The 21,135-nt window shown below is 62.2% G+C and carries 21 protein-coding genes; 12 read left to right on the forward strand and 9 right to left on the reverse strand.

Annotated features, from left to right (window positions below; all coding sequences use genetic code 11):
* Positions 1-103 precede the first annotated feature (103 nt).
* The 4 genes from BUC04_RS13820 to BUC04_RS13835 all read left to right on the forward strand — a co-directional run bounded on the left by BUC04_RS13820 (position 104) and on the right by BUC04_RS13835 (position 5,157).
* A complete protein-coding gene (locus tag BUC04_RS13820; protein ID WP_067661788.1) occupies positions 104-1,477 on the forward strand; it encodes an efflux RND transporter periplasmic adaptor subunit in 1,374 nt (457 codons plus the stop codon).
* Positions 1,474-2,169, forward strand: a complete 696-nt coding sequence (locus tag BUC04_RS13825; protein ID WP_067661786.1) for an ABC transporter ATP-binding protein — start codon at positions 1,474-1,476, stop codon at positions 2,167-2,169. The genes BUC04_RS13820 and BUC04_RS13825 overlap by 4 nt, the downstream gene beginning before the upstream one ends.
* Positions 2,166-3,392 (forward strand): ABC transporter permease, encoded by a 1,227-nt coding sequence (locus BUC04_RS13830; protein ID WP_067661785.1) that lies wholly within the window; start codon positions 2,166-2,168, stop codon positions 3,390-3,392. The genes BUC04_RS13825 and BUC04_RS13830 overlap by 4 nt, the downstream gene beginning before the upstream one ends.
* A gap of 163 nt (positions 3,393-3,555) precedes the next feature.
* The gene (locus BUC04_RS13835; protein WP_234977415.1) at positions 3,556-5,157 is read left to right on the forward strand and encodes a cation:proton antiporter domain-containing protein; all 1,602 of its coding nucleotides are present in this window, start codon (positions 3,556-3,558) and stop codon (positions 5,155-5,157) included.
* On the opposite strand, the gene BUC04_RS13840 is transcribed toward BUC04_RS13835, so the two are convergent.
* From BUC04_RS13840 to BUC04_RS13850, 3 genes are all read right to left on the reverse strand, one after another.
* The gene (locus tag BUC04_RS13840; protein WP_067661783.1) at positions 5,114-5,692 is read right to left on the reverse strand and encodes an LON peptidase substrate-binding domain-containing protein; all 579 of its coding nucleotides are present in this window, start codon (positions 5,690-5,692) and stop codon (positions 5,114-5,116) included. The two genes, BUC04_RS13835 and BUC04_RS13840, sit on opposite strands and share 44 nt — an antisense overlap.
* A gap of 768 nt (positions 5,693-6,460) precedes the next feature.
* Positions 6,461-6,655, reverse strand: a complete 195-nt coding sequence (locus BUC04_RS13845; protein ID WP_067661781.1) for a DUF2061 domain-containing protein — start codon at positions 6,653-6,655, stop codon at positions 6,461-6,463.
* 94 nt (positions 6,656-6,749) lie between these two features.
* Positions 6,750-7,790 carry a patatin-like phospholipase domain-containing protein gene (locus tag BUC04_RS13850; RefSeq protein ID WP_067661779.1) on the reverse strand — a complete coding sequence of 347 codons (1,041 nt, stop codon included), beginning with the start codon at positions 7,788-7,790 and terminating at the stop codon, positions 6,750-6,752.
* Positions 7,791-8,237: 447 nt separating this feature from the next.
* Here BUC04_RS13850 and BUC04_RS13855 point away from each other — a divergent pair, with 447 nt between their 5' ends.
* From BUC04_RS13855 to accC, 6 genes are all read left to right on the forward strand, one after another.
* The gene (locus BUC04_RS13855) at positions 8,238-8,624 is read left to right on the forward strand and encodes a DUF2057 family protein (protein WP_067661777.1); all 387 of its coding nucleotides are present in this window, start codon (positions 8,238-8,240) and stop codon (positions 8,622-8,624) included.
* Positions 8,625-8,773: 149 nt separating this feature from the next.
* The gene (locus BUC04_RS13860) at positions 8,774-9,373 is read left to right on the forward strand and encodes a peptidylprolyl isomerase (protein ID WP_067661775.1); all 600 of its coding nucleotides are present in this window, start codon (positions 8,774-8,776) and stop codon (positions 9,371-9,373) included.
* Between the two features lie 45 nt (positions 9,374-9,418).
* Entirely contained in the window at positions 9,419-9,835 is a 417-nt protein-coding gene (gene arfB / locus BUC04_RS13865; RefSeq protein ID WP_067661773.1) for an alternative ribosome rescue aminoacyl-tRNA hydrolase ArfB, read from the forward strand.
* 173 nt (positions 9,836-10,008) lie between these two features.
* Positions 10,009-10,470, forward strand: a complete 462-nt coding sequence (gene aroQ / locus BUC04_RS13870) for a type II 3-dehydroquinate dehydratase (protein WP_067661771.1) — start codon at positions 10,009-10,011, stop codon at positions 10,468-10,470.
* An 8-nt stretch (positions 10,471-10,478) separates the two neighbouring features.
* Positions 10,479-10,946 carry an acetyl-CoA carboxylase biotin carboxyl carrier protein gene (gene accB / locus BUC04_RS13875; RefSeq protein ID WP_067661769.1) on the forward strand — a complete coding sequence of 156 codons (468 nt, stop codon included), beginning with the start codon at positions 10,479-10,481 and terminating at the stop codon, positions 10,944-10,946.
* Positions 10,947-10,957: 11 nt separating this feature from the next.
* Positions 10,958-12,304, forward strand: a complete 1,347-nt coding sequence (gene accC / locus BUC04_RS13880; protein ID WP_067661767.1) for an acetyl-CoA carboxylase biotin carboxylase subunit — start codon at positions 10,958-10,960, stop codon at positions 12,302-12,304.
* Positions 12,305-12,373: 69 nt separating this feature from the next.
* Here the strand turns inward: accC and BUC04_RS13885 are convergent, their stop codons facing one another.
* The 6 genes from BUC04_RS13885 to BUC04_RS13910 all read right to left on the reverse strand — a co-directional run bounded on the left by BUC04_RS13885 (position 12,374) and on the right by BUC04_RS13910 (position 18,807).
* Positions 12,374-13,468 carry a hypothetical protein gene (locus BUC04_RS13885; RefSeq protein WP_143165724.1) on the reverse strand — a complete coding sequence of 365 codons (1,095 nt, stop codon included), beginning with the start codon at positions 13,466-13,468 and terminating at the stop codon, positions 12,374-12,376.
* 127 nt (positions 13,469-13,595) lie between these two features.
* Positions 13,596-13,988: a hypothetical protein gene (locus BUC04_RS13890; protein WP_143165725.1), complete on the reverse strand. Its 393-nt coding sequence runs from the start codon at positions 13,986-13,988 to the stop codon at positions 13,596-13,598.
* A 117-nt stretch (positions 13,989-14,105) separates the two neighbouring features.
* Entirely contained in the window at positions 14,106-15,287 is a 1,182-nt protein-coding gene (locus BUC04_RS13895; RefSeq protein WP_067661761.1) for a S8 family peptidase, read from the reverse strand.
* Between the two features lie 114 nt (positions 15,288-15,401).
* Positions 15,402-16,133: a fumarate reductase iron-sulfur subunit gene (locus BUC04_RS13900; protein ID WP_067661759.1), complete on the reverse strand. Its 732-nt coding sequence runs from the start codon at positions 16,131-16,133 to the stop codon at positions 15,402-15,404.
* Positions 16,130-18,121, reverse strand: a complete 1,992-nt coding sequence (locus BUC04_RS13905) for a fumarate reductase flavoprotein subunit (protein WP_067661757.1) — start codon at positions 18,119-18,121, stop codon at positions 16,130-16,132. The genes BUC04_RS13900 and BUC04_RS13905 overlap by 4 nt, the downstream gene beginning before the upstream one ends.
* Positions 18,121-18,807, reverse strand: coding sequence for a succinate dehydrogenase/fumarate reductase transmembrane subunit (locus BUC04_RS13910; protein ID WP_082766726.1), 687 nt, complete (start codon positions 18,805-18,807; stop codon positions 18,121-18,123). Before BUC04_RS13910 ends, BUC04_RS13905 begins: the two co-directional genes overlap by 1 nt.
* A gap of 221 nt (positions 18,808-19,028) precedes the next feature.
* Between BUC04_RS13910 and prmA the strand changes: the two genes are divergently transcribed.
* Both prmA and dusB read left to right on the forward strand, forming a co-directional pair.
* Positions 19,029-19,910: a 50S ribosomal protein L11 methyltransferase gene (gene prmA / locus BUC04_RS13915; RefSeq protein ID WP_067661753.1), complete on the forward strand. Its 882-nt coding sequence runs from the start codon at positions 19,029-19,031 to the stop codon at positions 19,908-19,910.
* Positions 19,911-20,150: 240 nt separating this feature from the next.
* Complete coding sequence (gene dusB / locus BUC04_RS13920; protein ID WP_067661752.1) at positions 20,151-21,116, forward strand: tRNA dihydrouridine synthase DusB; 966 nt, start codon at positions 20,151-20,153, stop codon at positions 21,114-21,116.
* Positions 21,117-21,135: the final 19 nt, after the last annotated feature.

Here is a 21,135-nt window from a genome sequence, read left to right on the forward strand (position 1 = left end):
CCAAATTTCGCAAAATGTAACCAGTGGTAAGAGTGTGCATAATCGACGGCTTTTGGCCGGGGAAAGCGCTAGCATGGGGCCACATTTTCCCATGGGAGTCGCTATGAAGCGCATCGCACTGGCTGCCGTCGTGGTGGCCCTGGGCCTGACGGCCCTCTACTGGCCCAGCGGCCAGCCCGAGGATGAGATCCTCTACAGCAGCCAGGCCATCGACAGTGGCGACATCCGCAAGGTGATCGCCGCCACCGGCACCCTGGCGGCAGTGGACGACGTGGTGGTGGGCGCCCAGCTGTCCGGCCAGATCGACCAGGTGCTGGTGGACTTCAACGACCCGGTCGAGGCAGGCCAGTTGCTGGCCAAGATCGATCCCCGCACCTTCCAGGCCCGGGTTGATCAGTACCAGGCCCAAGTCGATAAGATGGCGGCGGATCTGGCGCTGCAGCAGGTCGCCATCGAGCGGGCCCAGGTCAATGCCGAGCTGGCCCAGCGCGACCTGGAGCGTGCCCAGGCCCTTAAGGGGCAACAGCACATCTCCGAAGAAGAGCTCGACCGTCTGGCCACCGCGGCGCAGCTGAGCGTACTGGAGCACCAGCAGGCGCAGTTGCAGCTGGGCGCGCTGGAGGCCACCCTGGCCCAGAACCTGGCGACCCTGGCCCAGGGCCAGATCGAACTGGACCGAACCGACATCCGCGCCCCCATCGACGGCTTTGTCATCAACCGCACCATCGAGCCCGGCCAGACCGTGGCCGCCAGCCTCAACACCCCGGAGCTGTTCGTACTGGCCCGGGATCTGGCGGAGATGGAGATCGAGGCCTTTATCGATGAGTCCGACATCGGCCAGGTGGCCGAAGGACAACGGGTCAGCTTTGATGTGGACGCCTACCCGGATCGTCGCTTCCAGGGCGAGGTCAGTCAGATCCGCAAGGCCCCACAAAACAACTCCGGCGTGGTCAGCTACACGGTGATCATCAGCGCCAACAATCGCGAGGGGATCCTGCTGCCGGGCATGACCGCCAACCTGGAGCTGCAGGTGGACAACCTGCGCCAGGTGGCACGCATTCCCAACGCCGCCGTGCGCCTGGGCCAGCGGGAAGCCGGCAGCAATGACAGCGGCAACGCGCGGATGGGCAGCCTGGAGGCGCTCAATCTGACCGATGAACAGCGAGAGCAGCTGCGGGCGGCCCGCCCGGCCCGCGATGCCGGTGCCAGCATGGGCCCCGGTGGCGATCGCAACCGTGAGCAGATGCGTCAACGCATGGACCAGCTGATGGACCGTATCCTCACCGACGAGCAGAAGGTGCTGAAGGCGCAGCTGGACAGCGGCGCGGTCCGCGCCGGCCACCTGTTGGTGTTGGAGCAGGGCGAGCCGACCCTGATCCCGGTGCAGCTGGGCCTGAGCGACGGCGAGCACACCGCCCTGCTCAGCCCGGAGCTGGAAGGCCGTGAGGTGATCACCCAGATGCGGAGCCGCTTATGAGCAGCGCCATCCGCTGCCGCCAGCTGAGCCACAGCTTCCCCATGGCAGGGGAGCGCTTCCAGGTGCTCAGCGAGGTGGAATTGACCATCAAAACCGGCGAGATGGTGGCGATCATGGGCCCCTCCGGCTCCGGCAAGTCCACCCTGATGAATCTGATCGGCTGCCTGATGACACCGGAGTCCGGTGAGCTGGCGCTGCTGGGCAAAAGCACCCGCGGCATGGACCGGGATGCCCTGGCCCAGCTGCGCCGGGACCACATCGGCTTCGTGTTCCAGCAATTCAACCTGCTGGCCCGTACCTCGGCGCTGGACAACGTGATGATGCCGCTGATGTACCAGGACAACCTGGTGACCGACGGCAAACAGCGCGCCATCCAGTGCCTGCAGGAGGTGGGGCTGGGCGACAAACTGGACAACACCCCCAGCCAGCTGTCCGGTGGCCAGCAGCAGCGGGTGGCCATCGCCCGGGCGCTGATCAACCGGCCGGATATCCTATTGGCGGACGAGCCCACCGGTGCGCTGGACAGCCGTACCAGCAGCGAGATCATGGCGCTGTTTCGCCAGCTCAATCAACAGGGACTGACCGTGGTGCTTATCACCCATGAGCGCGAGGTGGCTGCCCTGGCGGATCGCACCATCTTGCTGCGCGATGGCCAGCTGGTCAGTGCCTCCGCCGAGGAGGCGTTGTCATGACCCTGTTTATTACTGCCCTGGTGTCGCTGCGCCGTAACCTGCTGCGTTCCATCCTCACCACCTTGGGGATCGTCATCGGCATCAGCGCCGTGGTGATCCTGTTTGCCCTGGGCGAAGGGGCCCAGCGCGAGGTGGAGAAACAGATCGAGAGCCTCGGCTCCAACCTGCTGATGGTGCGCACCAGCGCCAGAAGCAGCGGCGGTGCCGTTGGCGCTGCCGGAGCCAATCAACGACTGCAGCTGGCCGATGTCGAGGCGATCAAGCAGCAGATCCCCCAGGTGGTCGCCGCTGGAGCCGCCAACAACGGCCAGAGCCAGGTGATCTGGGGCAACCGCAACTGGAATACCCAGATCTCCGGCATCAACAACGACATGCTGCTGGCCTCCAACTGGACCCTGGCCGATGGCCGCGGCTTCAGCGAGCAGGAGATCGCCCAGGCGGGTCGGGTGGCACTGATCGGCGAGACCGTGGCCACCGAGCTGTTTGGCGATCCCCGCTACGCGCTGGGAGAAACCGTGCGGGTGAACAAGGTGCCGCTGGAAATCATCGGCGTGCTCCACGGCAAAGGCCAGGATATGCGCGGCCAGGACCAGGACGACGTGCTGATGATCCCGATCAGCACCGCCAACCGCCGGGTGCTGGGATTCAGCAGTTCCGACATCAACCGGGTCTCGCGCCTGACCCTGTCGGTGGACGACGCCCGCAACATGGATTACGTCAGCGAAGAGGTGGTGGCCCTGTTGGATCAGCGCCATCGCATCGGCGCTAATCAGACCTCACCGTTTAGCGTGATGAACCTGTCGCAGATGATGGAAACCCGGGCCCAGGCCAACCAGGTGTTCAACTCCCTGCTGGCCGGGGTCGCGGCGGTGTCGTTGCTGGTGGGGGGGATCGGGGTGATGAACATCATGCTGGTGTCGGTCACCGAGCGTACCCGGGAGATCGGTCTGCGCATGGCCGTGGGGGCCCGCCCCCGCGACATCCTCTGGCAGTTTTTGATCGAATCGGTGGTGCTCTGTCTGCTCGGGGCTCTGATGGGCCTAGCCCTCTCCCTGGCGGCACTGCTGGTGCTGCAAGGGGCCTTTGGCTGGAGCATGGCGCTGTCGCCGATGATCATCCTGCTCAGCATCGGCGCCACCGCCCTGGTGGGGATCGGCTTTGGCTTCTACCCCGCCTACAAGGCCGCCAATCTCGATCCCATCGAAGCGCTGCGCTACGAATAATCCCTCCTTGTCTGTGGGCGGAACTGTGATCCAGATCCGCCCCACCTCCACCTGACACAAAAAGGGGTAGGCGGCAACCCCTTCCAGCCCGTAAACTGAGCGCCTAATTAGCATTTTTGTGCGCGAAAACAAGAAACGGAAACACCTTTCAATGCTGGACCCTATGCTGCTTCTCGTGCCCCTGCTGTTGGCCATTCTGGCCACCGTGGTGGGCTTCCCCCCTCTGATTGGCTACCTACTGGCGGGCTTCGCCCTGTACGGTGCAGGCATCGAGGCGCTGCCCTTCCTCGAGCCCATCGCCGATCTTGGTGTGCTGCTGCTGCTGTTCGCCATCGGCCTCAAGCTCGACCTGCGCAGCCTGGCCAAATCCGAGGTTTGGGGCGGCGCCAGCATCCACCTGGGTCTGACCGTGCTGGTCTCCAGCCTGTTCATCAAGGGACTGGGCCTGGTGGGCCTGAGTCAGTTTGCCGCCCTGAGTCTGGACCAGACCCTGCTGCTGGCCTTTGCCCTAGGATTCTCCAGTACGGTGTTTGCCATCAAGGTGCTGGAGGAGCGCGGCGACAGCCAGACCCTGTACGGCCGAACCGCCATCGGCATCCTGATCATGCAGGACCTGTTTGCCGTGGTGTACCTCACCGCCAGTAAGGGCGCGCTGCCCTCGGTCTGGGCCCTAGGTCTGCTGGCGCTGCCGCTGGCCCGGCCGCTGTTCTACCGTCTGCTTGACCGGGTGGGCCACGGCGAGGTGCTGGTGCTGTTCGGCCTGGCCATGGCGCTGGTACCCGGCGCGGCGCTGTTTGACCTGGTGGGGCTGAAGCCGGATCTCGGTGCCCTGGTAATGGGTCTGCTGCTGGCCGGCCACCGCAAGGCCAATGAGCTGTCCAAGTCACTGTTCCTGTTCAAGGAGCTGTTCCTGGTGGCGTTCTTCCTCAGCATCGGTCAACAGGGGCTGCCCACCGGCAGCGAGATCGTCGCTGCGCTGCTGCTGACCCTGTTGCTGCCGTTCAAGAGTGCGCTGTTCCTGGCGATGCTGACCCGTTTCCGCCTGCGTGCCCGCAGTGCCATGATGGCCTCGCTGACCCTGGGCAACTTCAGTGAATTTGGTCTGATCGTGCTGACCGCGGCCATCGCCGTGGGCAGCATGGATCCAAGCTGGCTGCGGGTGATGGCACTGATGGTGACCTTCAGCTTCCTGCTGGCGGCGCCGCTGTCGGATCGCGGCCAGGAGATCTACAGCCGCTGGCGCGCCCGTCTTAAGAAGATGGAGCGCTACCCCTCCCACCCGGAGGATCAACCAATCCGGCTGGGCCAGCCGCGGGTGCTGATCTTCGGTATGGGCCGGATCGGCTCCGGTGCCTATGACGATCTGCGCCAGCACTATGGCGACAACATCCTTGGCATCGACCACAAGCAGGAGATCGTCGATCACCACAACAATGCCGGCCGCCAGGTGGTGCTGGGGGATGCCACCGATACCGATTTCTGGGAGAAGCTGGAGCACTCGGACAGCATCGAGCTGGTGCTGCTGGCGATGCCCTCGCACCACGGTAACGAATTCACCGCACGTCAGCTCAAGCGGGTTAAGTTCAAGGCGGAAGTGGCCGCGGTGTCGCGCTGGCCGGAAGAGGAAGCGGAGCTGTATGACCTGGGGGTCAGCCAGGTCTACAACATCTACGAAGCGGCGGGTGCCGGTATGGCGGAGCAGATCCTGGAGCGCAACAAGGCTAGTCTCGGTGCGAAAGTATCAATGACATCACGTACTGCATAGCCTTGCGGCAGTCCGGCTGCTCCATCAGCATCTGTTTCTCCTGCTCCATCAGGGGCAGGACCTCGAGCCAGCGCTGGCTGACCCAGCAGGCGTCCTCGAGCATCAGATCGGAGTAGAGATCCGCCAGGTCGGGCTGGGTGTCATAGAGGCGCTTAAGCGCCTCCCCCAGCATGGCGTAGTTGTCGCCCAGCGGGCGGGACGGCCAGTTGGGCATCGGCAGCACCTTGCCCATCCACACCCCGTCCGGAGCGGCCCAAACGTCGGAGATCCGCACCTTCTGCAGCCCCTCCACCACGATGGAGAGGGTGTCATCCTCCAGCTGGTAAAAATCCACCACCTGCACCTGCGCTGCCACCGGGTAGACCGGCAGATCGCCCTCCTCCCGGTTCATGCAGGCCACCAGGCAGGGCTTACCGCTGCGCAGGGACTCGGCCACCACCCGCAACTGCCCCGGGGTGACGATGCGCAGCTCTTTGCGCCCCTGAGGCAAGACCGGGGCCTCGATGGGAAGCAGTGCCGCCTCGATTCGCTCCATAGTGCCTCCAGCTGCGACTCTTTGGGCAAAAAACCTTAGGTTTTCAAGCCCGCAGGCCTTCCAAAAGGATTGGTTAGTAAGTCATTTCAGTGTAGTTCATCTCCCTATGGAGACCGCTTTTTCCCGGTTTCGCTTTCTTTTCCCGGTTCCACGATTTCTTCGATTAGCGCAATGGAATATTCCCGTTGGCCGTTATCACCGCCATCGTGGGATAGTCATTCCATCGAGACGGGTCCTTCCCATACCCCGCTTCGTAGGTCGAGGTTCTCACGACATCCCCTCGACCGAATTCATCATCATCCCTCGCAAAAAGCCGGCCCAGAGCCGGTTTTTTTTGTGCCCTTCCCCCAGGGCGACAGGCACAAAAAAGCCTCTGTCCTAATTGGGTTCTGAACTCTCCATAGTCATTCAATCCAACAGAACTGTGTGCCCCACCAGCTCTTCGCCGACTTGAAGTCGCCCGAGCGAAGTAGCCAAAGACCAGGCTGAAGGCCAGGACGGCCTGAGTGGCTTGCGGAGACAGGGATGTCGACTCAAGCCAGAGCCGCAGACATTGGTTACGAGAGAGAGGATTAGCGACGATTGGAGGCAAGCGGGGGTTCCAAGGGGGCGGAACGCCCCTTTGGTTGCTGCCGGCAACCCGGCAAAGCTATTAGCAAAGAATGATAGGAGGAATCATCAGGTTTACAGGAGAAATAGATAAATTGGACAGGACACAAAAAAGCCACCCCATCGGGGTGGCAATCAACATTGCAGGGAGTGGCGAGCTCAGGCGAAGACAGGCTCCGCCCGGCGAGCTTCGATACGGGCCCAGACACGCTCGTGGATAGCGTAGCCGAAGGTGTTGACCAGCGGTTCGATTACCGCCAGTAGACCGCCAATGACCCAGCTGCCAGTCAGCAGGTAAGCCAACACAAAGGCGATGATGAAGTGCATGATGCCAAAGGAGACAGTCTTAGCCATGGGGTTACCTCCGAATAATGATGGGTTGCCGTGTCGCCACAATTCAAATGATAACGATTATCAGTTGCGTTGCAACGGCAAATATCTGCTTACCCTAATCGGTTTTTCCCACAACTAGGTGGCGCATGGGATCCTCTCTCAGCCGCTCAAACGCCTCAACCAGTAGCTCCCCATGCGCTGAGGCCCGCTCCCAGGCCTGGATCCGCTGTTCGGTGGGCAGCCGCTTGAAGTCGGTACGATCCGGCAGCTTGCCGCCAGGCAGCTGGGCCACGAACTCGGCGGTGGGTGCCAGGATCACCACCTTACTGAGGTTGGCGCTGGCCCGGCGCCAGGGCAGCGCCTTATCAAACCACCCCGGGGTCACACTGGGATAGAAGTGAGGGTAAAGCGTCAGTCCCCCCTGTGACAGTGCCGGCAGATCCAGGTGGTAATCGGTAATGCCGCCATCGAAATAGCGCCCGGACGACACCCCGGGCAGCGCGGTTTCCCCCGGCAGCACCATGGGAATGCTGCCGCTGGCCAGCAGCGCCGGGATCAGGCTGTCGCCGCTTAGCGGGGCGCAGTAGGTGGGCAGGTCTTCCATCCGGGTAAAGGGGCCGGCCTCACCGCTGTGCAACACCCAGCGCTGCCACAACAGACTGATGGCACGGCGAGACAGCAGGTTGACCAGGGCCGTCAGCCCCGCCGCGGTCAGCATGCTAGCCTTGTCGCCCCGGGCAAAAGGGCCACGACAGACGATCAGGTTGAGTCGACGATGGGGGTGCCCTACCAGGGCGGCGCGGCTTTGCGGCTCAAACGCGGCTTCCAGCAATGCCCGGCACTGCTGGGCCACCTCCTGCTGGCTGGGCGGCGCGTCGTAGCGCTGATGGATGTAGTGATATTGCAGGCGCTGATGGGCCGCTTCGACCTGCGGGTGACACAGGGCAGCGCAGCGCCAGGCCCCGGAGGAGGTCCCCATCAGTGTCAGCGGCTGAGTCGAGCTTAAGAAGTGCTGACTCAGGTGACGGTCCAGCGCCGCCAGTGGCAACCATTTCGGTCCGCCACTGGCCGCTATCCATTTATCAAACAGTTTGGGAGTGAGCCCCTGTTGCGCGATTTGGCGACGTGCTTCCACACCTGCGACCAGTTGTAACATGGTGCCCTTCCCTTCCTTGCACACTCATCTTTTGTAACACTTCGTTAAAGAACAAAGCGCTGTTCAAAGGCATAAAGTTGCGAACATCAGTCGCATACCTATGCGTTTTAAAGTTGTTAAAATTTGGAGCTTGTGCGCCTTTTTTCGGCATTACCGCCCTGATATCGATGCATTTTACAGCTGGCGCATCGATCGGTCCCACCAAATAAAGTCACTCGTGCAGCAGAATGCTCTGACGAATGCCCGGTCGCACAGTTTACTGTCGCTGCCGAGTTCACTTTTCTTTAACGTAGTGGTAAAACTTAATCAAAGTCGCAGTGACCGGGATCACACTCGTTCACGGTGGGGCCTCCATGGACCGAGGACACCGCCGGCGGCTTGCAGGGTCATCACGGTTTCACGCCGACGATGGACCTTCTGGCGCTGTAACTAGGAAGGAGAATCATCATGCGCAAAATTACAACTCTTACTGCAACTCTGGCTACTACCCTGCTGCTGAGCACCGGCGCTTCCGCCGGCCAACTGGCCCTGTCCGATGGCTTCTTCGCCACCGCGGTCAACGGTGACAAGGTGTCTGTTCACGCCGACGCCGTAACCCTGAGCCAGGGCAAACAGATCGTGACCGTTCGCTACGAGCAGAACATCATCCACAACCGTGAGCAGAACGAATACACCGTATCCAAGCCGATGCACCTGGTATTCGATGCCCAAGGCAACGCCAACTACACCATCACCAAGACTGAGCAGGGTGTCGCCCTGGTCAGCAACAACCAGGCAGTGCCGGTAGAAGTGTTGACCGGTGATGCCGTGATCCACCGCGCCCTGGCCCTGTAAGCCCCCTTTCCTGACCTTAGCGGCGTCCTCGGACGCCGCTTTTTTGTTCTGGTCGAACCAACCCATACTAACTCTTTCATCTTGCGTTTGTTTCCAGTATCTATAGGGGCGCCTGGTCATCGCCTTTCTAGCCGTTAAGGAAATACGCAATGAAGACCCTCTACCCTTTGATCTGCCTGCCCCTGCTGGTTGCCTGCACCAGCGACTCGGATGACACCCCACCGCCACCACCGGCCATGTCCGCCGACTACTGCTACCAGATGACCACCAGTCTGGGCGAGATTGAGCTGGCCATCGACGCCAGCCACGCCCCGATCACCGGCGAGAACTTCAAGCGCTACGTGGATGAGGGCTTCTACGATGGCACCCTGTTCCACCGGGTGATCGACCAGTTCATGATCCAGGGCGGTGGCTTCACCCCGGGGATGGAGCAAAAGCCCACTCACGATCCCATCAAGAACGAAGCCAAGGGCGGCTTCAGCAACGAGCGTGGCACCCTGGCGATGGCCCGCACATCGCAGCCGGACACCGCCACCTCGCAGTTCTTCATCAACCACGTCGATAACCTGTTCCTGGACTGGGAAAACGACCCCAATCGCATCGGCTACGCCGTGTTTGGCAAGGTGACCAAGGGGATGGAGGTGGTGGACCAGATCGCCATAGTCGATACCCACAGCGTTGGCTTCCACGGCAACGTGCCGGTGGAAGATGTGGTGATCGAGCAGATCGTCGAGATCAGCTGCCGCTGATCCGCCTCGCTTGCGTCTGCCTCTGGGGCCGATACAATCGGCCCCATGCTAACCCTTTCCCAGCGCGTCACTATTCCCGCCCACGAGCTCGAGTTTCAGATGATCCGAGCCAGCGGGGCCGGTGGCCAGCACGTCAATAAAACCAGTACCGCCATCGTGCTGATCTTCGACGTGCGCGCCTCCCAGGCGCTGCCGGATTACTACAAGCAGCGGATCCTGGCCCACACCCACCCCAACCTCACCGCCAGTGGCAAGATCATCATCAAGGCGCAGCAGCACCGCTCCCAGGAGATGAATCGGCAGGATGCCCTGGCCCGTCTCAAGGCCCACATCGACGCCGCCATGGTGGTGCAGAAGAAGCGGGTCGCCACCAAACCCACCCGCAGCTCCCAGCGCAAACGGGTCGACAGCAAGAAGCGCCACGGCCAGACCAAGGCACTGCGGCGTAAGACCAGCTACTGACAGCGAAAAGCTGCGGCAATCTTCGGTGATTAGACCAGTAAATGGCTGCCAAACTCTGGCAAGTCGTTATAATGACGTCATCAAAATAAGACGACGGGTCGGACCAGACTGATTACAGTAGATTTTCTGTTTGGCCGACTGTTAACGTTGAGATTGCCGAGGATGGACGCACAATGTCGGACAAATTAGAGATATTGCTGCTAAATGGACCCAACTTGAACCTGTTGGGGCGTCGCGAGCCGGGTCATTACGGTCACCAGACCCTGGCCCGGATCGTGGAAGGGCTGGAGCAGCAGGCCGCCAAGGCCGGGGTGACCCTGACCCACCTGCAAAGCAACAGCGAAGCGGCCCTGATCGACGCCATTCATGCCACCAACGCCGATCTTGTCTTGATCAACCCGGCGGCCTTTACCCACACCAGTGTCGCCCTGCGTGATGCCTTATTGGGAATGGCCCTGCCCTTTATCGAGATCCACCTATCCAATGTCCACGCCCGGGAGCCGTTCCGGCACCACTCCTACTTCTCCGACAAGGCGATAGGGGTGATCTGTGGACTGGGGGCCGATGGCTACCGTTACGGCCTCGATGCCGCCATCTCTCATTTGCAAAAACAACAGACAGAGCAACAGGATTAAGCGCCGCTATGGACATTCGCAAAATCAAGAAACTGATCGAACTGGTACAGGAATCCGGCATCGCCGAGCTGGAGATCACCGAGGGCGAAGAGAGCGTTCGCATCGCCAGCACCAGCACCGCGGCCCCGGCCCCGGTCACCTACGCCGCTCCGGCCCCGATGGCTCCGGCCGCCCCGGCAGCTCCGGTGGCTGCTGCCATCGCGCCTGCCGCTGCCGCCGCACCGGCGGACAGCACCCCGGCCGGTCACCAGGTGAAATCCCCGATGGTAGGCAGCTTCTACCGTGCCGCTACCCCGGGCGCCAAGCCGTTCGTTGAAGTGGGCGACAGCGTCAACGTGGGCGACACCCTGTGCATCATCGAAGCAATGAAGATGATGAACCAGATCGAGGCGGACAAGGCCGGTGTTGTTAAGGCAATCCTGCTGGAAAACGGCGACCCGGTGGAGTTCGATGAGCCGCTGTTCATCATCGAGTAAGGAAGGCCATCATGCTGGATAAAGTGGTCATCGCCAACCGTGGCGAAATTGCCTTACGGATCCTGCGCGCCTGTCGCGAACTGGGGATCAAGACCGTGGCGGTGCACTCCACCGCTGATAAGGACCTGAAGCACGTGCTGCTGGCCGATGAGACCTTCTGCATCGGTAAGCCGCCGGCTAACGAAAGCTACCTCAATATCCCGTCGATCATTGCGGCGGCCGAGGTCACCGACGCCATCGCCATCCACCCCGGTTACGGCTTCCTGTCGGAGAACGCCGACTTCGCCGAACAGGTGGAGAAGAGCGGCTTCATCTTCATCGGCCCCAAGGCCGAAACCATCCGCCTGATGGGCGACAAGGTCTCCGCCATCGAGGCGATGAAGAAGGCCGGGGTACCTTGTGTACCCGGCTCTGACGGCCCGCTGACCGACGATAACAAGCGTAACCTGCAGATCGCCAAGCGCATCGGTTACCCGGTGATCATCAAGGCCGCCGGTGGCGGTGGTGGTCGCGGTATGCGCGTGGTTCGCACCGAAGACGAGCTGGTGGAGGCGATCGCCATCACCCAGTCCGAGGCCGGCAGCTTCTTTGGTAACTCCGTGGTGTACATGGAGAAGTTCCTGGAGAACCCGCGCCACGTTGAGGTGCAGGTACTGGCCGATGGCCAGGGCAACGCCATCCACCTGGGTGAGCGCGACTGCTCCATGCAGCGCCGTCACCAGAAGGTGGTTGAGGAAGCCCCGGCGCCGGGGATCACCGAGGAGATGCGTAAGTTCATCGGTGAGCGCTGTGCCCGCGCCTGTATCGAGATCGGCTACCGCGGTGCCGGTACCTTCGAGTTCCTGTTCGAGAACGGTGAGTTCTACTTCATCGAGATGAACACCCGGATCCAGGTGGAACACCCCGTGACCGAGATGGTCACCGGTGTCGACCTGATCAAGGAGCAGCTGCGCATTGCCGCCGGTCAGCCCCTGTCCATCACCCAGGACGAGGTGCAGATCCGTGGCCACGCCATCGAGTGCCGGATCAACGCCGAGGACCCGAACAGCTTCATCCCGTCGCCGGGCAAGATCGAGCACTTCCACCCGCCGGGTGGCATGGGGATCCGCTGGGACTCCCACATCTATGCCGGCTACTCGGTGCCGCCGCACTACGACTCCATGATCGGCAAGCTGATCACCTACGGTGAGAACCGGGGTATCGCCATCGCCCGCATGCGCAACGCCCTGCGTGAGCTGGTGATCGACGGCATCAAGTGCAACGTGCCGCTGCAGCAGCGCATCATGGATGACGAAAACTTCCAAAACGGTGGTACCAACATCCACTACCTGGAGAAGAAGCTGGAAGCGGAGAAGTAAGGCCGCCTCAGCGTAAAAAAGGACGACCCCAGGGTCGTCCTTTTTTGTTGCCTGCCGAGCCAGTGCGGCTCAGAAGTAGTAACCGACATTCAGGTTCACTTGGCGGCCCCAGCCATCACCGGATTGGGCCAGTCCCAGGTGCTGATCGCCGTCACCGTTGGTCCAGAGCAGGTTGTCACCGGCAATATGGTCCAGGTACAGGAAGAACTTCTGGTAGGACAGGGAGGCACCGGTGACGTTCAGGCGAGATATGTCCTGGCTTTGATTACCGGTGTCTGGCGTCAGGTAACCGAAATCGTTGTACAGCTTCAGTCGACCCAGCGGGGTGTCGAACCCACGGGCCAGGTTGAGGGTGTAGATCTGGGCCCGACTGGCGATCTCGAAGCGACTGTTGAGCATCCCCATACCGATGCGGCTGGTATCAAACCCCTGGCCCTCGTCGTACTGACGATAGTCGTAGTGCAGGGCCTGCAGCAGCAGGTTCCAGTCGCGCCAGCTCAGATCCAGGTGCGCGGCCACGGCGACCCGATCCCCGGTCTCGCGGTAGCGGATGTTTTCGATCTGGCCCAGCTCCAGCGAACCGCCCAGGATGGCGTACCAATCTCCCTGCTCCAGGAAGTGGCTGTAGCGCGCATTAAGCTGATTGGTTTCCTTGTTGTGGTAGGTCTGCTGACCGATCTCACCGTGGCTGATGTCCGCAGCCAGGCCACGACCATCGCCGTACTCGGCATTCTTGAAAAAGCCCAGCTCAAGCCGGTGGTTGTCGCGCTGGTAACGACTGACGACGCCGGTGTCCGGATCGGATTCAAAGCCCACGTAGTAGTTGATGCTGAACCACCAGCTGTTGGAGGCCAGGTTGAGGCTGCCGAACGGTTTGTCCACTACCCCCAATTGCCACTGCCAATCGTCGCTGGGGTTATAGAACAGATAGCCGTAGCGCAGGTAGTCGTGCCCTTGCATCAAACGATAGTTGGCGCTGAAACCAAAGCGATCATCGGCGAAGCGGTCATCCAGCTTCAGCTCCAGCATATCGAAGGCGAGATCCCCACCCACGTCCCGACTGGCCGGATCGAACGCCTTCCAGTTGTAGTTGAGCCGCAGTGAGCCCCCCAGCTGCGGTGCCGCCTGCGCCAAAGGCCCCACTAGCATCGTCGTCGCCATCATGGCAACCACCCACGTCCTTTTCACGTAACCTCAACAACTTAGCTCCATCTGGCCGCCAAGGTTAACGATTTGTCTGTGGTTATGCTGAGCTGTTCGGTGCGGACGGGACAGTCCTCACGAACCAGAGTCACTCCAGTTCAATGGTGTGCCACCGGCTCTGCTTAGGGCCTACCAGCTGCACCCGCAGTGGCACGCCCGCTGGCAGAACGGCGGTGTCCAGGGCGAAGCGCAGCACCTTAAGGTGGGCGCTGGCGGGGCGGTGAAACACGCCGTACTGGCGAGTGGGTGCCTGGGGAGAACGGGCGATCAGCCGTTGCTGCTGATAGATCTCCACCCGTTGCAGATCAGGCCAGCCGCCGTGCAACGACAGGTGAAGCAGTTGCCACTGACCGTCCTGTTGGGTCAGCTCAAGCCGCGTCTCGGTTTGAAACTTAGGCAGCAGGGCCTGTCCATAGAAGGGGCTGGCCACTGCCAGCGATATTGAGCAAAGCCAAAGTAGTGCCATCCAGAGTATGCGCATCCACCCATCTCCATGTTATCAGCCTGTAACCCCAAGCTAGGTGGTCGGGCCCATCGTCGCAAGCGACAAGGCTGAACCCCAGTCAGCATTGGCTCCCGATGCCCTAAGCTCAGTCCGCTATTGACGGTCGACCAAGGGGCAGAAGCGGGTGAGCCAGTCACTGGCGGCCATGGCCTGGACCAGGCCATGGCCATAGTCCGGATCCCGCCCCGGCAGGCCCAAATCCAGCGCACTCTCCGCCAGGGCTCGGCGCAGGGTCAGGTGATCACAATGCAGGTGTCGGCTCCACACCAGCGCCGCTACCCCGGCAATGTAAGGGGTGGCCATGGAGGTGCCGCTCTTGAGGCCATAGCCCTGCGGCAAGGTGGAGGGGACGCCCAGTCCCGGTGCCGCCAGTTCTACCTGGTCATTGCTTTGCGAGAAGCTGGCGCGCAGCCGGTTCTCCCCCACTGCCGCTGCTGAGATCACCCCATCGTAGGAAGCCGGATAGGCGTAATCCTGGTTGCCCAGGTTGCCCGCCGCCGCCACCATCAGCGCGCCCAACTGGTGGAAGCTGTCGAAGGCGCGGCGCTCAAAGCGGGAGGCATCCGGCCCGCCCAGGCTCAGGTTGATCACCACCGGCCGCTGCTGCCGTGTCGCCTCCACCACACACTTATCCACTGCACTGACCAGAGTGGAGGAGTAGGTCCAATCGCTGGCGTCATAGACCCGGACGATGTGCAGCCGGGGATCAGCATTGGGCAGCACCCCCACCACGCCGACACCGTTGCCGCCGATGGCGGCCAGGATCCCCGCTACATGGGTGCCGTGGCCCATGGTGTCTTGGTACCAGGGGCCGGCCTGGCTATCGACATAGCCGGTGACCAGGGCAGAGGGAAGATCTTCGTGGTTGAGCGCATAGCCGGAGTCCACCACGCACAGCAATACGCCGTCGATCAGACTGGAGTCCAGCAATTGGGCCTGCACCATGGGCAGCCCATAGGGCAGGGTTTCGCTTTGGGGGAGTCTGGGCAGATCAGGCTCTGCGGGAAAATGGGATGAATCGGTGATCAACGGGAAGCGGGGATGGTCTGGCTCCAATGCCAACAGCCATTGGCTGTCGGTCAGCTGTGCCTCGGTGCCCACCGGCAGGCTCACCGCCAGGGCCTGGTGCTGGGGCAACGCGGTGAACACCTCGCCACCGAGATCCTCCACCAGCGCGGCCGCCGCTTCGGGATCCTCTACCTCGAGGATCCAGCGTTGCTGCGGCAACACCACCGCCGCGGACAGCGATACGCCCAGAACCCACGAGGCCAACATGATTCGATCCCCTGCTTACACCGGATGCTGACCTTAGAAACTAGTTCTCCGCCGGCCCAACCGCCACAAAAAAACACGGCCGTAGCCGTGTTTATCAATGGGCCCGCGCGCCGCTTAGAGGATGCGCGGATGCAGGGCCAGCTTACGGCGCAGGTAGCCGATCTGGGCCTGGTGGTTGAGATCTTTCGGGCAGTTGTCCGCACAGCCCAGCAGGGTCATGCAGCCAAACACCCCATCCTCGTCACCGATGATGTGGTAGAAATCATCCACACTGCGATGATCCCGGTCATCCAGGGCAAAACGGGCCACCTTGTTGAAGCCCACCGCACCGAGGAAGGTCTCGCGCATCTGGGCGGTGGCGCAGCCGGCGACGCAACAGCCGCACTCGATACAGCGGTCGGTCTCGTAGATGGACTCCGCCAGATGGGGATCCATCTTCTGCTCCATAGCATCGATGTTATGCTCTTTCTCCCGGTGCAGCCAGGCGCCCACACGCTCTGACAGCGAGCGCATGAACTTGCCGGTGTTGACCGACAGATCGCCGATCAGCTCAAAGCCCGGCAACGGCATCAGCTTGATGGTGCCGCCCTCGTACTGGCTGGTCAGGGTACGGCAGGCCAGGGTCGGCTTGCCGTTGATCACCATGGCGCAGCTGCCGCAGATCCCGGCCCGGCAGACAAAATCGAACTGCAGGCTGGGATCCTGAGTTTCGCGGATCAGCTTCAGCGCGACAAACACCGTCATCCCCGGTGCCTCCTCCAGCTGGTACTGCTGGGTGGTCGGCTTATCCTCCGGATCAAAGGGGTCGTAGCGGAAGATCTCAAAGGTCAGGGTACGGGCACTCATGCTTGGCCTCCGGCTTTCGTTTCACGGCGGGCATTCGGTTCACGGCGAGCATTGCTGCCACGCAGGGGTTCAGGCAGATCATAGGGCATCAGCGCCCGCTGCCGGGTTTCCCGGTCGGCGTCCGGGTTGGCCTCATCCCAGGCGCGGATCTGCGCCTGGCGCTTGTCGGTGTCCGGGTGAGGAATGGTGAGATCCTTGCCGTAGCCACGGGAGCCCGGCGGCAGCTCCATCGCCATCACATCCAGATCCTCGTAACCGACGCTCGGCGCACTGTCGCCCTCCGGCCAGCGAACCAGGGTACGCTTGAGCCAGTCGCGATCGTTACGCTCCGGGTAGTCTTCGCGGGCGTGGGCACCGCGGCTCTCGGTGCGGGCCTGGGCGGCCTGAGCGATACACAGCGCCACCTTCAGCATCTTGCGCACCCGCAGGGCATCCACCAGCTCCGGGTTGCTGTGGCGCTTACCGGTGGTCAGTGCCAGGCGCTCGCTTTGAGCCACCAGCTTGGTCAGCTCCGCTACGGCCTGGTCAAGATCCTCACCATTACGGAAGATCCCCACCCGCTCCATCATGATCGATTCCATCTGTTGGCGCAGGGCGATGGGGCTTACGCCCTCCTCGTCACCGGCCAGTAGCTGGTCGATCTCCTGCTGCACCGCGGCCACATGAGCTTTGGCCACCGCCGGCTCGCCCATGGCAACCTGCTCACAGCGGTCCGCCACCTTTTCGCCGACGATCATCCCCGCCACCACGGTCTCTGCCAGGGAGTTACCGCCCAGGCGGTTAAAGCCGTGCATGTCCCAGCAGGCGGCCTCGCCCACGGCAAACAGGCCCTTGAGGCCATCGCTCTCGCCGTCGGCGTTGGTGCGCACCCCGCCCATGGAGTAGTGCTGGGTGGGGCGGACCGGGATCCACTCCTCGGCGGGATCGATGCCCAGGAAGTATTGGCAGATCTCCTTCACCTCCCGCAGGTTCTTCTCGATATGCTCGCGCCCCAGGATGGTGATATCGAGCCACAGGTGATCGCCGTATGGGCTGGGTACGCCCTTACCCTTGCGCATGTGCTCGGTCATCCGGCGGGACACCACGTCGCGGGAGGCCAGCTCCTTCTTCTCCGGTTCGTAATCCGGCATAAAGCGGTGGCCATCGACGTCGCGCAGCAGGCCGCCGTCGCCACGGCAGCCCTCGGTGGTGAGGATCCCCACCGGCACAATGGCGGTGGGATGGAACTGCACCGCCTCCGGGTTGCCCAGGGCGACCCCAGCGTCCAGCGCCAACGCAGCGCCGGTGCCTTCGCAGATCAGCGCATTGGTGGAGACCGACCAGAGTCGGCCCCAGCCACCAGTAGCAATGGTGGTGGTGCGGGCCAGGTAGGTGATCAGCTCACCTGTGATGAGGTCCCGTACCACGGCGCCGTGACAGCGCTCGCCGTCGTGGATCAGGCGCAGCGCTTCTACTCGCTCATGCACCTGGATCCCCGCGCCGATCACCTCGTTGTCCAGGGCATAGAGCAGCGAGTGGCCGGTGCCATCGGAGGTGTAGCAGGTACGCCACTTGGCGGTGCCACCAAAATCACGGGCATGAATCAGACCATGGGCCGCCATCGGCTCCTTGATGGTGACCTGTTCGGCGTTCACCACCGCCTTGCGCGAGCCGGCCTTGATCCGGCTCCAGGGCACGCCCCAGTTGGCCGACTGACGCACCGCCTTGGGCGCGACATGGGTAAACATTCGCGCCACGTCCTGGTCGCAGCCCCAGTCGGAGCCCTTCACCGTGTCGTGGAAGTGGACGTCTTCGTTATCGCCCTCCCCCATTACGGAGTTACCCAGGCTAGCCTGCATGCCACCCTGGGCCGCCGAGGAGTGTGACCGCTTGGCTGGCACCAGGGAGAGTACGATGGCGTCGAAGCCGCGCTCCTTACAGGCCAATGCCACACGCAGACCCGCCAGGCCGCCACCAATCACCAGTGCATCGGTATAGAGGGTTTTCATCAGGCCGAGCCTCCAAACACAAACAAGCCGTTATATACGTGCATCAGCAGACTGACCACACCCAGCACCATCAGGTAAACCGCCACCCGGCGCATCCAGCGACGGCCCTGGAAGCGGGGCTCAGCATAGGGACACCACTTCAGCCACAGCCGGGCGATCCCCGCCAGGCCATGGATCACCGAGACCGGCAGCAGCAGGCCGTACAGCAGCCAGCCGCCTTCGTAGACGATGCGGTAGGAGGAGGGCTCCGCCCCCAGGCTATGGGGCTGGGTCAGCATGGTCACCAGGTGGATGGGGATCAGGATCATCATCGCCACCCCGGTCAGCACCTGTACCAGCCACAGCCGGGTGCCGGCGTGCTGGACGATGCTCATGTGCTGCTGCAGCGCCTTCATCTGGCGATACTCGGTGGGGAAGCGGCGCAACACCGCTACCACGTGAATGAGCAGCAGCAGGGTAATGAACAGCACCGCCAGCATCACCATGCCGGCATAGCCGTGGCCAGCGGGATCGGCCCAACCGGCGTGGAGGAACCAGGCCACCTTGTCAAAGGCGTCCGGCCCGAGCAGCACACTGGCTTCCATATGAAGGTGTACAAACAGGAACAGGGTCAGGGCTGCCCCACTGGCACCCTGTAAGATGTCCATCCGAGCCGGGCCCCGGCTCCATTCCAACAGTTTTCGCATGACCTATACGCGCTCCTCTGCTCGCTTAGCACCCACCCTAGGCGGCGCGAAGGCCGCTCACAGTGAGCCGGATCACAAGCATCAACATCCCCTTTACAGCCCAACGAAGGGCGCGATCTTGATCACACTCACTGCAGTTTGAATCACGTTACCGCAAAACCGCTGGCGGTTCTTCCTTCAGCCATTACAATTCGCCCATCCAAACCGACAGAGAACCCAACATGGCCTGGATCCAACTGCGCCTCAACGCCACCGCCGACACCGCCGAAACCATCAGCGATCACCTGATGGAGCTGGGCGCCGCCTCGGTTACCTTCCTCGATGCCCAGGACACCCCGGTGTTCGAACCGGCCCCCGGTGAAACGCGCCTTTGGGGTGACACCGACGTGGTGGGCCTGTTCGATGCCATCACCGAGATGGAGCCGGTGATTGCCGAGCTGAAAACCCTGCCGGAGCTGGCCGAGCAGATGACCTATAAGGTGGAGGCGCTGGAAGACAAGGATTGGGAGCGGGAGTGGATGGACAGCTTCCACCCGATGAAGTTTGGTAACCGACTGTGGATCTGCCCCAGCTGGCGCGAAGCGCCGGAGCCGGACGCGGTCAACGTACTGCTGGATCCGGGCCTGGCCTTTGGCACCGGCACCCACCCGACCACCGCTTTGTGCCTGACCTGGCTCGACGGCCTCGACCTGGCCGACAAGCAGGTGGTGGACTTCGGCTGTGGCTCCGGCATTCTGGCCATCGCCGCCATCAAACTCGGCGCCCAGGAGGTGATTGGCCTGGACATCGATCCCCAGGCGCTGACCGCCTCCGCCGACAATGCCCAGCGCAACGGCATCGAGGACAAGCTCACCGTCTACCTGCCCAAGGACCAGCCGGAGAACCTGCAGGCCGACGTGGTGGTGGCCAATATCCTGGCCGGCCCGCTGCGGGAGCTGGCACCGGTGATCAGTGGCCTGGTTAAGCCCGGTGGTCAACTGGCGCTGTCCGGCCTGCTGCAGGAGCAGGCGGAGGAGCTGCGTGCCATCTACGGCGAGTACTTCGAGCTCAATCCCACCGCCATCGATGGCGACTGGTGCCGACTGGATGGCATTAAGCGCTAACCCCATGGGGCGCCGAGGCATTTCGGCGCCCAGCCCAACCTCCCTGGTGAAAAATTAGTCAACTCAGGCACAAACGCGGAAGTGAGTAACCGCTAACTTGGCTAACCGCCGCAGCGTTGGCTTTGCTCACAAAGAAGTCAAGCTAAAAAATTTGCGTTGCGTTCATTTTCTAACCTTCCCAGGCCCTATAAAAAAGAGTAAGATTCGCCCCCTTGTTTCGGAAGCGGACCTGAGTGACCGATGAAAATTGGACCCTATCAACTGGACAACCAGCTGATCGTGGCGCCGATGGCCGGTGTCACCGACCTGCCTTTCCGCCGACTGTGCCGCCGGCTTGGTGCCGGAATGGCCGTGTCAGAGATGCTGTCCTCCAACCCTGAGGTGTGGAAGACAGAGAAGTCGATGTCACGGATGGACCACAGCGAGGAGAGCGGGATCCGCTCCGTCCAAATCGCCGGCTGCGAGCCCGAATTGATGGCCCAGGCCGCCCGCTTCAATGTGGAGCGCGGTGCCCAGATCATCGATATCAACATGGGTTGCCCGGCCAAAAAAGTTAACAAGAAGCTGGCTGGCTCAGCCCTGCTGCGCCATCCGGATCTGGTCCGAAGCATTGCCGAAGCGGTGGTTAACGCCGTCGAGGTGCCGGTGACCTTAAAGATCCGAACCGGCTGGGACCCGGAAAGCCGCAATGGCGTCGAGATTGCCCGCATCGCCGAGCAATCCGGCATCGCTGCCCTGGCCGTGCACGGTCGAACCCGACAGTGCATGTACAAAGGCGAGGCCGAGTACGACACCATTGCAGCCATTAAGCAGGCGATCTCCATCCCTGTCATCGCCAACGGCGACATCGACAGCCCGGAGAAAGCCGCCCAGGTATTGAGACACACCCAGGCCGACGGCCTGATGGTGGGTCGGCCGGCCCAGGGCCGTCCCTGGATCTTTCGCGAGATCCATCACTACCTGGAAACCGGGGAGCACCTGCCGCCACCGCCAAAAGCGGAGCGACAGGCGCTGATGCAGGAACACCTACAATCCCTGCACGACTTCTACGGTGAAGAGCGCGGCATGCGCATCGCCCGGAAGCACGTGGGGTGGTACCTGGATAACCAGCAGCAGCCGCTACTGCGTCGCCAATTCAACCAGCTTGAATCGGCCGCCGCGCAGCGGGACGCCCTAGCCGGCTTCTTCGAACAATTTGATTGTTAAAATAGACAGAGCAAAGACA

Origin of the sequence: Ferrimonas marina (assembly GCF_900129905.1) — a bacterium.
Taxonomy (GTDB): domain Bacteria; phylum Pseudomonadota; class Gammaproteobacteria; order Enterobacterales; family Shewanellaceae; genus Ferrimonas; species Ferrimonas marina.